Origin of the sequence: Streptomyces sp. R35, from assembly GCF_041053035.1 — a bacterium.
GTDB classification, from domain to species: Bacteria; Actinomycetota; Actinomycetes; order Streptomycetales; family Streptomycetaceae; genus Streptomyces; species Streptomyces lutosisoli.
Map to the genome: position 1 here is coordinate 10019969 of NZ_CP163440.1, position 14808 is coordinate 10034776.

General features: G+C 71.3%; 9 protein-coding genes. 3 read left to right on the forward strand and 6 right to left on the reverse strand.

Features of this window, described 5'->3' with window-relative positions; translation table 11 throughout:
* Positions 1-54 precede the first annotated feature (54 nt).
* The 4 genes from AB5J50_RS45040 to AB5J50_RS45055 form a co-directional block, all read right to left on the reverse strand.
* Positions 55-1122: a nitrous oxide reductase family maturation protein NosD gene (locus AB5J50_RS45040; protein WP_369264346.1), complete on the reverse strand. Its 1068-nt coding sequence runs from the start codon at positions 1120-1122 to the stop codon at positions 55-57.
* A gap of 179 nt (positions 1123-1301) precedes the next feature.
* Positions 1302-3521 carry an NADP-dependent isocitrate dehydrogenase gene (locus tag AB5J50_RS45045; protein ID WP_369264347.1) on the reverse strand — a complete coding sequence of 740 codons (2220 nt, stop codon included), beginning with the start codon at positions 3519-3521 and terminating at the stop codon, positions 1302-1304.
* Between the two features lie 481 nt (positions 3522-4002).
* Positions 4003-7530 carry a P-loop NTPase fold protein gene (locus AB5J50_RS45050; protein ID WP_369264348.1) on the reverse strand — a complete coding sequence of 1176 codons (3528 nt, stop codon included), beginning with the start codon at positions 7528-7530 and terminating at the stop codon, positions 4003-4005.
* 24 nt (positions 7531-7554) lie between these two features.
* Positions 7555-8628, reverse strand: a complete 1074-nt coding sequence (locus AB5J50_RS45055) for a mechanosensitive ion channel family protein (RefSeq protein ID WP_327433772.1) — start codon at positions 8626-8628, stop codon at positions 7555-7557.
* A 271-nt stretch (positions 8629-8899) separates the two neighbouring features.
* On the opposite strand from AB5J50_RS45055, the gene AB5J50_RS45060 reads away from it, so the two are divergent.
* The 3 genes from AB5J50_RS45060 to AB5J50_RS45070 are packed head-to-tail and all read left to right on the forward strand — an operon-like array spanning position 8900 to position 12932.
* A complete protein-coding gene (locus AB5J50_RS45060) occupies positions 8900-10339 on the forward strand; it encodes an FGGY family carbohydrate kinase (protein WP_369264349.1) in 1440 nt (479 codons plus the stop codon).
* Complete coding sequence (locus AB5J50_RS45065) at positions 10336-11742, forward strand: FAD-dependent oxidoreductase (protein WP_369264350.1); 1407 nt, start codon at positions 10336-10338, stop codon at positions 11740-11742. Before AB5J50_RS45060 ends, AB5J50_RS45065 begins: the two co-directional genes overlap by 4 nt.
* A complete protein-coding gene (locus AB5J50_RS45070; RefSeq protein ID WP_369264351.1) occupies positions 11739-12932 on the forward strand; it encodes an NAD(P)/FAD-dependent oxidoreductase in 1194 nt (397 codons plus the stop codon). The genes AB5J50_RS45065 and AB5J50_RS45070 overlap by 4 nt, the downstream gene beginning before the upstream one ends.
* On the opposite strand, the gene AB5J50_RS45075 is transcribed toward AB5J50_RS45070, so the two are convergent.
* Together AB5J50_RS45075 and AB5J50_RS45080 are read right to left on the reverse strand one after the other, a co-directional pair.
* Positions 12919-13683, reverse strand: coding sequence for a crotonase/enoyl-CoA hydratase family protein (locus tag AB5J50_RS45075; protein ID WP_369264352.1), 765 nt, complete (start codon positions 13681-13683; stop codon positions 12919-12921). The genes AB5J50_RS45070 and AB5J50_RS45075 overlap by 14 nt on opposite strands.
* A gap of 72 nt (positions 13684-13755) precedes the next feature.
* Complete coding sequence (locus tag AB5J50_RS45080) at positions 13756-14730, reverse strand: YbhN family protein (RefSeq protein WP_369264353.1); 975 nt, start codon at positions 14728-14730, stop codon at positions 13756-13758.
* Between the last annotated feature and the right edge of the window lie 78 nt (positions 14731-14808).

Here is a 14808-nt window from a genome sequence, read left to right on the forward strand (position 1 = left end):
CTGTTGCCTCGCTTCTGCTGTCGTGCTGTGTGGGGGGACTCGGGAGCGGGCCGGTCAGCACATTCCGGCGGGCTCGGAGACCGCGCACGTGTTGCCGTGGAATGTGTTGCCCTTGCCGGTGGTGTCACGGTTGGCCAGATCGGCCGGGCTGTTGCGCGCCAGCACGTTGTCGCGGATCTCGTTGTGCTGGCTGAGGGCGCCCACGAAGCTCTTGAACAGCACGATGCCGCCCGACAGCGGGGATTTGCCCGCGTTGTCCTCGACCATGTTCTCCGTCACCTGCGCGTCCTCGGCGCCGGTGAGGACGATGCCGGAGCCCTGCAGGAAGGGCAGCCGGGCGGTCTTGGGACAGAGCTTGTTGTTGGCGTGGATGTAGTTGCGGCGCACGCTCAGTGCCCCGACGCGCGGCTTGTTCTCGTCACCCACGACGAACACCGCGGCGCAGTTGCCGGTCGCCTCGTTGTGATCGACGGTCAGGTTCCGCAGCCGTCGCACCGTGACGCCGATCCGGTTGCCGGCCAGACGGTTGTGACTGACCACCGTCCCCTTGGCATCCCGGGCTCCCTCCTCGGTGTCGACCGTGTTGGAGAGGAACAGGCCGGCGTCGCCGTTGTTCTGGGCGAGGTTGTAGCGGAACACCCCGCGCACGGACCTCTCCTGGGCGAGGCCCCACTGGCCGTTCTTCTCGGACGTCACGCCCTGGACCGTCAGCCCATCGGTCCCCGACGCCCACAGGCCCTGCTTGGTGAAGCCTCTGAGGGTCAGTGAGCGCACGGTGACGCCCTTTACGGGACTCTTGTCCGTCCCTGTCACGCAAATGCCGTTGCCGGCTTTGGCGCACGTGCTGTTGGCGGTGGTGGTGCCCGGCACGATGACGGTGTAGTGGGAGCCGGAGCCTCGCAGGGTCAGGTTCGGCACCGTGATGCGGACGCTCTCGTGGTAGGTGCCGGGGGAGAGGAACACGGTGTCCCCCGGTCGCGCGGAGTTCACGGCCTTCTGGATCGACTCGCCGGGGTTCACCCAGTGCACCCTGTGGTGGTCGGCCGACGGGGCGGCGGCACCCAGCCCCGACGCCACGACGACCACGGTGCAGGCGAGGTAGGCCATCTGTCGTTTGGTCATATTGCCGAAGCTATGAGCGGCTGTTCCGGCCCGCCACCGCTGATCACCCAGGTGGGCCGCCGCAGTCACCTCCCTGCGCGCGTACGAGTGAGCCGGGCGTCACCGGAAAACACGACCGCCCCGGCCGGAAGATCCGGCCGGGGCGGTGCGGTGGTGGCCCGTGGGCCGCCGACGGTGTGTCAGGCGAGGGTCGCCAGCGACTCGTTCCAGGTGGCCGACGGGCGCATGACGGCCGCGGCCTTGGCCGGGTCGGGCTGGTAGTAGCCGCCGATGTCCGCCGGGGAGCCCTGGACGGCGATGAGCTCGTCGACGATCGTCTGCTCCTGCGCGGCGAGCGTCTCGGCGAGCGGGCCGAACGTCTTGGCGAGGTCCGCGTCGTCGGTCTGCCCCGCCAGCTCCTGCGCCCAGTACAGGGACAGGAAGAAGTGGCTGCCGCGGTTGTCGATGCCGCCGACGCGACGGGTCGGCGACTTGTCCTCGTTGAGGAAGGTCGCCGTCGCGCGGTCGAGGGTGTCGGCCAGGACCTGGGCGCGAGCGTTGCCCGTGGTCGTCGCGAGGTGCTCGAAGCTGGACGCCAGCGCGAGGAACTCGCCCAGGCTGTCCCAGCGCAGGTAGTTCTCCTTGACCAGCTGCTGCACGTGCTTCGGGGCGGAGCCGCCGGCGCCCGTCTCGAAGAGGCCGCCGCCCGCCATCAGCGGGACGACCGACAGCATCTTGGCGCTGGTGCCCAGCTCCAGGATCGGGAACAGGTCGGTCAGGTAGTCGCGCAGCACATTGCCGGTGACGGAGATGGTGTTCTCGCCGCGGCGGATGCGCTCCACGGAGAGCTTGGTGGCGTCCTCCGGGGAGAGGATGCGGATGTCCAGGCCCTCGGTGTCGTGCTCGGGCAGGTACTGCTTGACCTTCTCGATGAGGACGGCGTCGTGCGCGCGGTCCTCGTCCAGCCAGAACACCGCCGGGTCGCCGGTGGCGCGGGCGCGGCTGACGGCCAGCTTCACCCAGTCCTTGATCGGGGCGTCCTTGGTCTGGCAGGCGCGGAAGATGTCGCCGGCGGAGACGACCTGCTCCAGGACGGCATTGCCGGCCTCGTCGACGAGGCGGACCGTACCGGTGGTCGGGATCTCGAAGGTCTTGTCGTGGCTGCCGTACTCCTCGGCCTTCTGCGCCATCAGACCGACGTTCGGGACCGAGCCCATCGTCGCCGGGTCGAAGGCGCCGTTGGCGCGGCAGTCGTCGATGGCGACCTGGTAGACACCGGAGTAGCTGCTGTCCGGCAGGACGGCGAGGGTGTCGGCCTCCTGGCCGTCCGGGCCCCACATGTGGCCGGAGGTGCGGATCATCGCCGGCATGGAGGCGTCGACGATGACGTCGGACGGGACGTGCAGGTTGGTGATGCCCTTGTCGGAGTCGACCATGGCCAGCTCCGGGCCCTCGGCCAGCTCGGCGTCGAAGGACGCCTTGATCTCGGCGCCCTCGGGCAGCGCCTCCAGGCCCTTGAAGATGCCGCCGAGACCGTCGTTCGGGGTCAGACCGGCACTGGCGAGCACCTCGCCGTACTTCGCGAACGTCTTCGGGAAGAAGGCGCGCACGACGTGGCCGAAGATGATCGGGTCGGAGACCTTCATCATCGTGGCCTTGAGGTGCACCGAGAACAGCACGCCCTCGGCCTTGGCGCGGGCGATCTGCGCCGTGAGGAACTCGCGCAGCGGCGCGACGTGCATGACGGACGCGTCCACGACCTCGCCCGCGAGGACGGGTACGGACTCGCGCAGCACCGTGGTGGAACCGTCGTCGCCGGTCAGCTCGATACGGAGCGAGCCCGCCTCGGCGATCACCGCGGACTTCTCGGTGGAGCGGAAGTCGTCGACGCCCATGGTGGCGACGTTCGTCTTCGACTCGGACGACCACTTGCCCATGCGGTGCGGGTGGGTCTTGGCGTAGTTCTTGACCGACGCGGGGGCGCGGCGGTCGGAGTTGCCCTCACGCAGCACCGGGTTCACGGCGGAGCCCTTGACCTTGTCGTAACGGGCGCGGATGTCGCGCTCCTCGTCCGACTTCGGCTCGTCCGGGTAGTCCGGAAGCGCGTAGCCCTGCGCCTGCAGCTCGGCGATCGCGGCCTTCAGCTGCGGGACCGAGGCCGAGACGTTCGGCAGCTTGATGATGTTCGCCTCGGGCGTCTTCGCCAGCTCGCCGAGCTCGTGGAGGGCGTCGGCGATGCGCTGGCCCTCCTGGAGGAACTCGGGGAAGAGGGCGATGATGCGCCCGGCCAGCGAGATGTCACGGGTCTCCACAGTGACACCCGCCTGCGAGGCGTACGCCTGGACCACCGGCAGGAACGAATACGTCGCCAGGGCCGGGGCCTCGTCAGTGTGCGTGTAAATGATGGTCGAGTCAGTCACCGGGTGCTCCGCTCCACGTCTGCAACATTGCTCGACATCAAGATATCTCGTGAGCGGCACCCTCTCGACAGGGCCCTCGGCGTGGATGTCCCGCGGTGCCGACGTCCGGGGTCGTCCGTACCCTCCCAGGCCTCGGTCGCCGGCAGCCGAGGCGCGGCCGCCGGTCCGGTGCCGAAGGCGGGAGTCGCCGAGAAGTCGCCAGAGATGCCACTTTTCGCCATGGATGTCTACTGGTCACCACCGACCGTTGACCGGTCTTCGCAGCGCCGAGGGCCAGGCGCGACGCGCCTCGCCTCTTCGGCGCGTCGCGCCCCGCGCACCCCCGGCCGGGCTCGCTCCGTATCCCCGGGAGCGGGGCGGACCCGGCCGGAGCGGGCTTCGTCGCCCCTGGTGGGGCCCGCCGAGTGGTGGGCGAGCCACAGGTCGGCGGGCCGTTCCCGTGCCTCTTTGCACCGTTCGGCGGCGGTGCGAGGCCGCGGGCCTAGAGCCGCTCCGCCATCGCCGCGACCTGCTCCCCGTCGTGCTTCTGGAGCAGCGCGCGCAACCCGTCGCAGGCGTGGTTGTACCCCTCGTCCTGGAGGGCCGTGCGTTCGCGGGCCGCCTCCCACGCCTTGTTCTCCTGCCTGGCGAGGGCCAGCCAGTGCAGTCCGGGGCGCCCGTCCACGGGTCGCCGGAGGTGGCACTGGAGGGCAGGCCACCGGGCGGCGATCTCGGCGAGCACGACCAGGTGGAGGGCCTGCTCCACGTCGAGCTGGTCCGCTCCCCGCTCCTTGTGGCCGACGACCCGGAGATAGAACTGCCAGATCGTCAGCAGGCGCTTGGTCTCCCGGATGGACAGGTCGGGCTGGTCGTAGAGCCGTTGCTGAATGAGGGCACGGACGGCGGGGTTGGTTTCCAGGGCGCGGGCTCGGATGTCCGGCTCGGGGTCGGGGTCGGGTGCGGGCGCGAACACGAGCGATGCCGTCTCCGGGGCCTCGGCCGTGGGCTGCGCCGCCGGCTCGGTCTCCCCACCGCCCGCGGGTGGCGCCGACTGCGGCGTGGGCTGCGGGACGGACCCCAGCAGTCCCGACAACGCCTCGTCTATCCCAGTGTCGGTGATCGGCGGCAGAATCACCGGGAGCTGGATGAGCTTGCGCAGAAACGTCCAGCCCCAGGACGGGTCCCCGTTGGACGGACGGGACTTCTCCGGCTGGAGGTCCTTGAACGCCTGGTCGAGATGACCGGCGACCACGGCTGGGTCGAGCCCGATGACGAACCGGCATTGTGCCCGCGTGTCCGTCGCTTTCGGAGCCTGCAGGGCCTGTTGGGACTGTTGGGCCTGCGGGGCCTGCTCCACTGTCCTTTTCTTCAGCCCTGTCTTCTGCCCGATCTTGTCCCCTGTCCTCCGACTCGTCCTCGCTATCCATGTTGTCTTCGCTGTCTGGTCGGCGGTCTGACAGGGCGCGGCGTCCTGCAGGGCTCCCGACAGGAACAGGTTGATCGCCTCGAAGACCTGGGCGGTCGTGCCCGGCGTGCATCGGTCGAGGTCGTCGATGAACACGATCAGCTCGTGACCGCGGCCGCGCAGGCTCGCGAGAAGTTCGCTGATGTCGTGCTGGACCAGGTAGAGGTATCCGGAGCGGGCGTTGAAGTAGGGGTCGCGCAGAGCGGGGTCGGCGGTGCCGCCCATCCCCGGGGCCAGAGCGCCACTGAGTACGGGGCCGTCAAGGACGTCTCCCGGCAGGAAGGACCTGGCGCGGCCGAAGAGGAGGCGGGCGGCGGTGTGGAGGAGCCCGGCTCCGAGGAGCCCGGCGGGGATGGCCAGGGCCAGTTTCGGTGCGGTGAGCGTGTGTCCCCACACGGTGTAGGTCTGATCCGCCTTCACCAACTGCGCGATCAGCGGGGGCAGCAGGGCGAACACGGCCAGCCGCAGCAGCGGAGAGGCCAGACTCCGCCAGAGCTTCCGCCTGAGGTGGCGGCGCTCCAGACGCAGCCGGTTGCGGAACAGCCAGTACCTTTCGCGCGCCCTGTCGTCCGCCCCCAGCACGGGGTGCGCGGCCTCGATGATCGAGCGCGTCAGGCCCGCCCAGATCTGCTCGTTGGACTGATGGGCCCAGGGATTGAAGTGGGCGATGACAGGCAAGCCCCGTAGGGCCTCGGCACGATGTCGGCCCCGACGAGTCGTCTCCTTCTTGCCCGACCCCAGGATGCGCAGTGCCGATCTGACGGAGAGATGCCGGGGCATCGGCAAACGCCACCACCAGGACCACCACCAGCGCCGCGACCAGCGTTCTGGCTTCGGGTCCGGCTGTGGCCGGCGGCGGATCAGCTCCTGCTCGATGAAGCGCATCGTGGTCGACTTGCCCGAACCCCAAGGTCCTTCGAGCGCTACGACGGTCGGGCCGTGGGCATCGGCTCCGGTGGCGGACTCGTCCGGCTCCGGCGGGGCGAGCAGGTCGGTGATGGCGGCGACCATGGCGGTTCTGCCGATGAGGTCGGCCTCGGCGAGGCGGTCTCCGAAGCCCCGGGTGTGGAGGGAGCCTGGGGAGGAGGCGGGGTCTTGGGCGGACTGGCTTTCGGGCAGGGCTTGCGGAGCATTGCGGACGCGGGCTTCGAACTCGTCGAGGGAGCCCAGCAATTCGTCGGTATCCGGTGCGGCCGCCAGCAACGCGCGGAGCGCGGCTGCTTGAAGGCTGCCCACCGCGTCGAATGCGGGTTTGCCCAGCGGCGGTTGCGAGATCGTCTCGGCGATTCCCTGCCAGTCCCGGTTCGACAGATCTGGAATCTGTGAGAGCAGCGGTATGAAGCCGCGTACCGCATTTTCGAACGCCTCGGCCCTGGCCGGCTCCGAGATGTGCTGAGGCGGCAGCGGCATGGCGCGTGCTGTGCTCAGCGCCTCGCGTGCCCCGGCGGCTTTGGTTCTCTTGATGAGAGAGTCCCACCACGGGCCTTCCGTACGCGCCAGGACCAGCAGGCGGAACGGCGTGTCGGAAGTGCGGCGCGCAGCCTGTTCGAGCACAGGGAGCAGCTGGTCCGTCTGCGCTTCGCCGTCGTCGACGACCAGCAGCGTGGGCGCCTGAAGTTCGGCGATCCTCTCCAGTTGATGGGAGGGCGTATCCCGACGCAGTACGCCGACGGCCCACTCACGCCGGGCCATTTCCACGGCGAATTGGAGAGCCAGCCGACTCTTGCCGAACCCGGGCGGAGCCATGCACAAGCACACCTGGACGCCGGAACCCTCGGACCAGTCCCTCAGACTTTGGAGTTCCTCCTCTCGTCCGCTGAAAGGCAGGGCCCACGCCTCAGGGGCGAGGAGCGACACGGGTGAGGTGAACGTACGCAGAGGGAGTGGCGATCGGGCGATGCGCGCGAGCTCCACGGACTCGGGTACCAGCGGCACACCGCTCCGGGACGACACCAGCTGGGCGAACTCGTTGTCGCGCGCCAGCTGAGTCGTACGCGTCGCCCGCAACCGGCCGTCGGTGCCGAGCGAGCTGAGCATGCCGATCATGAGGTCGTCGACGAAGACGGGAGCTCCCGTGAGCCCGTCCAGAGGAGCTTCCGTGCTCGTGTCCAGAGGAAGACCCGGGGGAACATTGCTCGAAACACCCCGGATGACCCAGCCCGACGTGGCGGATCCCTCCGTCGGCTCGATGACGCCCGGCAGTCGCTCGATGTCCCTGATGCCGGTCCGCCGCTGGGCGAACTGTGGAAAGCCCGTCACCGTGCAATCCACTCTGCTCCTGCCGGCGAGATTCCCCCACCGGGTCGAGACATGCCGCCGGCCGCGAAGCCACCGCTCGTCGGTGATCTCCAGCAGCGCCGCGTCCAGACGCTCGGAACTGCGCCACCGCACGGCGCACGCGATCCAGTCGTCCTCGTCCGTGAAGCGCACCGCGAGACGGTCGCTGTTGGTGCTGTTGAACCCGACGGCGTGTTGCGCCGTCAGAACCAGGCCGCTGGCGACCAGGTAGCCGGATCCCGTCAGTCGTGCGCCGACGGTGATCTCCGCCACCCGGCTCTCGTCCACGCCCATTGTCCAGAAATACCAGACTTACGAGACCGGTGTACTGCCCTCTCGCTGATGCGGGATGGCAGCGCTCCCCGGCTGCAGCGCCACCGTCCGGGCGGGCGCCGGAATCCGGATGCCCTCCTCCCGGTAGCGCTTGTGCACACGCTTGATGAACTCGTGCTTGATCCGGTACTGGTCGCTGAACTCGCCCACGCCGAGGATCACGGTGAAGCCGATGCGGGAGTCGCCGAAGGTGTGGAACCGGACGGCGGGTTCGTGGTCCGGGACGGCGCCGGTGATCTCGGTCATCACCTCGGCGACGACCTCGTTGGTCACCCGCTCGACGTGCTCCAGGTCGCTGTCGTAGCCGACGCCGACCTGGACCGTGAGCGTCATCTGCTGCTCGGGCCGGGTGAAGTTGGTCATGTTGGTGCCCGAGAGCTGGGCGTTGGGGATGATGACCAGGTTGTTGGAGAGCTGACGGACCGTGGTGTTGCGCCAGTTGATGTCGACGACGTAGCCCTCCTCGCCGCTGCTGAGGCGGATGTAGTCGCCGGGCTGGATCGTCTTCGACGCGAGGATGTGGACGCCCGCGAAGAGGTTGGCGAGGGTGTCCTGGAGCGCGAGGGCCACGGCGAGACCGCCCACGCCCAACGCCGTCAGCAGCGGGGCTATCGAGATGCCCAGCGTCTGCAGCATGACGAGGAAGCCCATCGCCAGCACCAGGACGCGGGTGATGTTGACGAAGATGGTGGCCGAACCGGCGACGCCCGACCGTGACTGGGCGACGGTCCGGACCAGGCCGGTGATCACCCGTGCCGCCGTGATGGTCGACACCAGGATGAGCAGAACGGTCAGCGACCGGTTGACGTTGCGCCCGACCTGCGCGGTCAGCGGAAGCACCGCGGCCGCCGACGCGATCCCTCCGGCGATCGCCGCCCAGGGCACCAGGGTGCGCAGCGCGTCCACGATCACGTCGTCGCCGCTCCAGCGGGTGCGCAGCGCGTGCTTGCCCAGCCAGCGCAGCAGCATGCGCAACAGGAAAGCCGCCAGGAGGCCCGCGGCGACGGCGATTCCGGCGACCATCAGATCGTCCAGGGTGAGGGAGCGCTTCACCGGTGACCTCCATTGCGGCCGGGGAGAAGGCCCGAGGGCCGGATGTGCTGTGTCGTCACTTGCCACCTGCTCGAATCCGGGAACGCACGATCACGCCCGGACGGGTGTTCGTCGTCCGGGGCGACCGCTCATCCTGCCGCATGCGCCTGCCCACCCGTCACCAGGCCTGCGCGGACCCGCCCTTGACGGCCGCCACCGACGCGGGATGTGCCCATTGACGGTCGGGTACGCCCTGAAGCAGGCTGGCACGCGGTGATCACAGAGGAGGGCCATGACCGGTTCGGTGCTCGCGATCGACCAGGGGACGTCCGGGACCAAGGCGCTGGTGATCTGTCCCGAGCGCGGTGTGATCGGTTCCGGGACCGCTTCCGTGCGCCCCCGCCATCTGCCCGGCGGACTCGTCGAGGTCGATCCGGCCGAGTTGTACGAGTCCGTCGTCGCCGCCGGGCGCCGAGCGCTCGCCGAGGCGGCGGAGCCCGTCGCGGCCGTCGGGCTCGCCAACCAGGGCGAGACCGTCCTCGCCTGGAACCCGTCGACGGGCGAACCGCTGACCGAAGCGCTGGTGTGGCAGGACCGGCGGGCGGAGAGTGTCTGTGCCGAACTCGCCCCGCACGCGGAGGAGTTGAAGCGCCTGACCGGGCTGCCCCTCGACCCCTACTTCGCGGCCCCGAAGATGGCCTGGATACGCCGTCACCGCACCCGGGCCGGAGTCGTCACGACCTCCGACGCCTGGCTCGTGCACCGCCTCACCGGCGCCTACGTCACCGACGCCGCCACCGCGGGCCGTACCCAACTCCTCGATCTGGACCGGGTGGAGTGGTCACCGGCGGCCCTGGACGTCTTCGGGCTGTCCGGCGAGCGACTGCCGGAGGTGGTCGACGCGGACACCCACACCGGCACAACCTCCGTCTTCGGAACGGAACTTCCCCTCACCGGCCTGCTCGTCGACCAGCAGGCCGCGCTTCTCGCCCAGCGCGTCACCGAGCCCGGAACCGCCAAGTGCACTTACGGAACAGGGGCGTTCCTCCTCGCGCAGACCGGAGCGACACCCCGGCGCGGGGGCTCGGGCCTGGTGAGCTGTGTGGCCTGGCGGCTCGCGGGGCGGACCAGCTACTGCCTCGACGGCCAGGTCTACACGGCCGCGTCCGCCGTCCGCTGGCTCACCGACCTCGGTGTCATCTCCGGCGCGGCGGATCTCGATCCGGTCGGCGGCGCCGTACCCGACAGCGGCGGTGTCACCTTCGTGCCGGCCCTCGCCGGGCTCGCCGCACCCTGGTGGCGGGGCGATCTGCGCGGCTCGCTCACCGGACTCGGCCTCGGCACCACGCCCGGACATCTGGTGCGCGCCCTGTGCGAGGGCATCGCCGCCCAGGTCGTCGAACTCGCCGACGCCGCGGCCGGCGACCTGGGCGCACCACTGACCGCCCTGCGCGTCGACGGCGGTCTGACCCGCTCGGCGCTGCTCATGCAGACCCAGGCCGACCTGCTCCAACTCCCCGTCGAGGTATCGGCGTTGCCCGACGCCACCGCCCTCGGAGTCGGGGTCGTGGCCCGGCTCGGCCTCGACCCCGCGCTGACGGTCGACGACGCGCTGTCCGACCGGAAGCCCTCCGCCGTGTACGAACCGCGCATCGGCCCGGACGAGGCCGCCGAGCGCCTCACCCGCTTCCGCTCGGCCGTCGCCGCCCTGCTCGGCCGGGCACCCGCATGACCGTCACGGTCAGCGGCGCGCTGCCGGATGTGACGTATGACGTCGTGATCGTCGGCGCGGGTGTCGTCGGCTGCGCCCTCGCCCGTGAACTCGCCCGCCACCGGCGGCTGCGCGTCGCCCTGGTCGACGCCCAGGACGATGTCGGGCAGGGCACGTCGAAGGCCAACACGGCCATCCTGCACACCGGTTTCGACGCAGTGCCCGGCTCGCTCGAAGCCCGGCTCGTGCGCGAGGGCTCCCGCCGACTCGCCACGTACGCCGCCGAGTCCGGCATCCCGGTCGAGCCCGTGGGCGCCCTGCTCGTCGCCTGGGACCGCGAACAACTGGCCGCACTACCGGAGTTGGCGGCCAAGGCGGAGAAGAACGACTACCGGCACGCCCGCATCCTCGGCCCCGGCGAGGTGTACGCCCGTGAACCACACCTCGGACCCGGTGCGCTCGGCGCGCTCCACATCCCGGGCGAGAGCATCATCTGCCCGTGGACCACGACCCTCGCGTACGCGACCCAGGCGGTACGCAACGGAGTCGACCTGCACCTCAACTGCCGTGTGGACACAGCTGATCGCGAGGTGGCGCGCACCAGCCGCGGGACACTCCGCACCCGCCACCTCGTCAATGCCGCGGGCCTGTACGCCGACGAACTCGACCGGCACCTGGGCCACCACGACTTCACCGTCACCCCGCGCCGCGGCCAGCTCCTCGTCTTCGACAAGTTCGCCCGCGACCTGGTCCGGCACATCCTGCTGCCCGTCCCGAGGGCGCTCGGCAAGGGGGTCCTGGTCGCCCCCACCGTGTACGGAAACGTGCTGCTCGGACCCACCGCCGAGGACCTGGACGACAAGACGGCCACCGGGTCGACCGAGGAGGGCCTCGCCCTGCTGCGCGACAAGGGGCGCCGGATCCTGCCCCACCTGCTCGACGAGGAGGTCACCGCCGTCTACGCCGGACTCCGCGCCGCCACCGAGTACGACGACTACCAGATCCGCGCCCACCCCGACCAGGCGTACGTCACCGTCGGCGGCATCCGCTCCACCGGCCTGACCGCGTCCATGGCCATCGCCTCGTACGTCACCGGGCTCCTCGCCGAGTGCGGCCTCGGCCTCGGCGACCCCGACGAGCTGGAACCCGTCCGCATGCCCACCCTCGGTGAGGCCTTCCCGCGCCCCTACCAGCGCCCCGAACTCATCGCCGCCGACCCCGAGTACGGCACCCTCGTCTGCCACTGCGAGCGCGTCTCGCGCGGCGAGATCCGCGACGCCCTCGCCAGTACGATCCCGCCGCACAGCCTGGACGGACTGCGGCGCCGCACCCGGGCGCGGGGCGGCCGGTGCCAGGGGTTCTCCTGCGGCGCGGCGGTGCGGGCCCTCTTCGAGGGCGCCGCCGAGCGGGAGGCGCGGCCATGAGGCACGTGGACGTCCTGGTCGTCGGCGCCGGGCCCGCAGGTCTCGCCCTCGCCGCCTGGCTGGCGGCCGGGGGAGTGCATCGCGTCGAGGTCCTTGAGCGCGAACAGGAAGCCGGCGGGGTGCCGCGCCACTGCCGTCGCCGGCGGTTCGACGGGCCCGGCGTCGCGCGGCTGCACGTCGAGGCCGCGGTGCGGGCCGGGGCCACCGTCCGCACCGGGGTCACCGCCCTCGGCTGGTCCGGACCGCTGGGGTTGGACACCGTCGGCCCGGCCGGCCCGGAGACGATCACCGCCACCGCCGTCGTCCTCGCCACGGGCGCCCGTGAACGTCCGCGCAGCGCACGGCTGGTGGCGGGGACCAGGCCCGCCGGGGTGTTCACCACGGGAGAGCTCCAGCAGGCCGTCCATCCGTACGGCCAGTACATCGGCAGCAGGGCGGTCGTCGTCGGCGCGGAGGCCGTGAGTTACGCCGCCGTGGACACGTTGCTGAGTGCCGGAGCCGACGTCGTGGCGATGGTGACCGACCTGGCGCGTCATCAGGGCGACCGGCTCACGGCCCTCAACTCCCGTCTGGGGCAAGGGATCCCTCTCCTTACCGACACCACCGTGACCGGTCTGCGAGGGCGCGGACGCCTGAGCGGGGTTGCCCTGCGCCACCGCGACGGCCGGGCCACGACCCTCGCCTGCGACACCGTCGTGTTCACCGGCGACTTCGTACCGGACCACGAACTCGCCCGGCGTGGCGGCCTCGACCTCGACACGGGAACGCGCGGCCCCGCGGTCGACGGCGCGTTCCGCACCTCGCGCGAGGGCGTGTTCGCCGTCGGCAACGTCCTGCACGCCGTGGAGAGCGCGGCTGCCGTGGGCCGCGAGGGCGTACGGGCCGCGCTCCACGTACGCGATCACCTGGCCGGGGCGCCGTGGCCGCCGACGGTTCCGCTCCTGGTGGCCCCGCCCCTGCGCTGGGTCGCCCCGAACCGGCTCGCGCCCCCGATGACGTACGACCGCTTCGTGCTGCGCACCACGGAGTTCCTCGCCATGCCGGTCCTGACCGTCACTCAGGACGGCCGGGTCCTGCACCGGCAGCGCCTTCCCGGCACCGCCGTACCGAACCGGCGGGTGAGTCTCGGCGGACACTGGGCCGGCGCCGTCGATCCGGCCGGCGGGCCCGTCCGCGTCACAGCCCGCTGAACGAACCGTGCCGCCCGGCTCCCGACGCGAAGCGGGCGGCGCCCTCCACGCTCTCGGCCAGCACGCCCATGCCGTACCGGAGTTCCGTGCCCATGGCCGCCTTCTCGGCCAGGCCCTCCTGGTCGAGGGCGGAGGCGCGGTCACTGCGGAGGCAGGACTGCGGGAAACCGGCGATCTCGGCGGCGAGTCGCTCGGCCTCGGCGCGGGCGCGGCCGGTCGGCACGAGCCGGTTGGCGAGGCCCATCCCGTACGCCTCGGAGGCGGGGACCGGGCGGCCGGTGAGGATCATGTCCATCGCGCGGCTGGTGCCGATGAGACGGGGGAGCCGTACCGTGCCGCCGTCGATCAGCGGGACGCCCCAGCGGCGGCAGAAGACGCCGAAGACGGCGTCCTCCTCGGCGACCCGCAGGTCGCACCAGAGCGCCAGCTCCAGGCCCCCGGCCACGGCGTGCCCCGCGACCGCCGCGATCACCGGCTTGGTCAGGCGCAGCCGGGTGGGGCCCATCGGCCCGTCGCCGTCCTCGGCGACCTGGTTGCCGCGCTCGCTGCCGATCGCCTTGAGGTCCGCGCCCGCGCAGAACGTGCCGCCCTCGCCCCAGAGCACCGCGACCCTGGCCGACTCATCCGCATCGAACTCCCGGAAGGCGTTGGCGAGTTCGGCGGCGGTCGGCCCGTCCACCGCGTTACGGGCCTCGGGGCGCGAGAGGACGACCGTGGTGACGTATCCCTGACGTTCGATCCGGACCGGCATCGTGCTGTCCCCTTCCGCTGGCTGGCGTACGCCGAGGTTACTCCGGGGTAGTACCGCCACCCCGGCGTCGGCTCAGATCACCTTCCAGCGGACCAGCGCACCCAGCGTCAGCGCCCCCGGCAGCAACGGCAGCCACACCGTGATGATCCGGTACGCCAGCACCACCGCCGTCGCCACGGCCACCGGACCGCCCGCCGCGACCAGCGCGACGACCAGCGCGGCCTCCACCGAACCGATCCCGCCCGGCGTGGGCACCAGCGCGACCGCGGCCGTCGCCGCCAGATAGGCGATCGCCATGTGCGCGGGCGGCACCGGCAGCCCCAACGCCTGCCCCACCGCGGCCAGTCCGGCCGCCTGGAGCAGTGGGAAGGCGAGCGAGCCGCCCCACAGGGCGAGCGCGCGGGACGGGCGGGAGTGCACGGAGCGCGCCTCGCCGAGCGCGGTGCGCAGGAAGGAGAAGACGGCCGTACGCAGCCGGCGTACGAGAAGCAGCGTCCCCGCCGCCGCGCACAGCACCAGGCCGGCGCCGAGCAGCAGTGGGCCGATCGCCCCGTCCGGAAGGAGGCTTCCGATCCGCAGTGCCCCGGGGAACGCGATGAGCAGGCCCAGCAGCAGGCCGAGCCGGGCGATCGACTCCGCGAGCATGTACAGCGCGAGCGCGGCCGATGAACGGGCGAGCGGTACGCCGCACACCGTCATGAACCGCAGATTGACCGCGCTGGCGCCCAGGCCCGTCGGCAGCAGATGGTTGGCCGCACCCGCCGCGAACTGCGTGGCGAGCAGCCGGCGCGCGGGCAGCCGCTCCATCACCGCGCCCTGGCGGGTGAAGGCCGCCGCGACCCAGGTCAGGCAGGTCGCGAGGGCCGCGGCCGCGAGCCAGGGCCACTCGGCCGACTCCAGATGGCCGAAGCCCTCCATGAGCACGGACCGGTGGCGCACCCCGACCACCAGGACCAGGGCGAGCGGGAGCAGGCACAGCGCGGGCCGGACGGCTGGCCGGAGGGAGAAGCGTCTGGGGAGTCCCTGGGGGAGTCGTACCGCGGTCACATCGGGAGAGGTTTTCCACACCGCACCAACGTGGGGTTGCGGGAGCGAAGACGGCGGCTGACACGCCGGGCAAGGTGC

What these genes read in the sequence shown, in the direction of transcription:
- AB5J50_RS45065 (WP_369264350.1), top strand. Translation starts at nt 10,336, where the DNA reads ATGACCGTCACGGTCAGCGGCGCGCTGCCGGATGTGACGTATGACGTC.
- AB5J50_RS45075 (WP_369264352.1), bottom strand. Translation starts at nt 13,683, where the DNA reads ATGCCGGTCCGGATCGAACGTCAGGGATACGTCACCACGGTCGTCCTC.
- AB5J50_RS45040 (WP_369264346.1), bottom strand. Translation starts at nt 1,122, where the DNA reads ATGACCAAACGACAGATGGCCTACCTCGCCTGCACCGTGGTCGTCGTG.
- AB5J50_RS45060 (WP_369264349.1), top strand. Translation starts at nt 8,900, where the DNA reads ATGACCGGTTCGGTGCTCGCGATCGACCAGGGGACGTCCGGGACCAAG.
- AB5J50_RS45070 (WP_369264351.1), top strand. Translation starts at nt 11,739, where the DNA reads ATGAGGCACGTGGACGTCCTGGTCGTCGGCGCCGGGCCCGCAGGTCTC.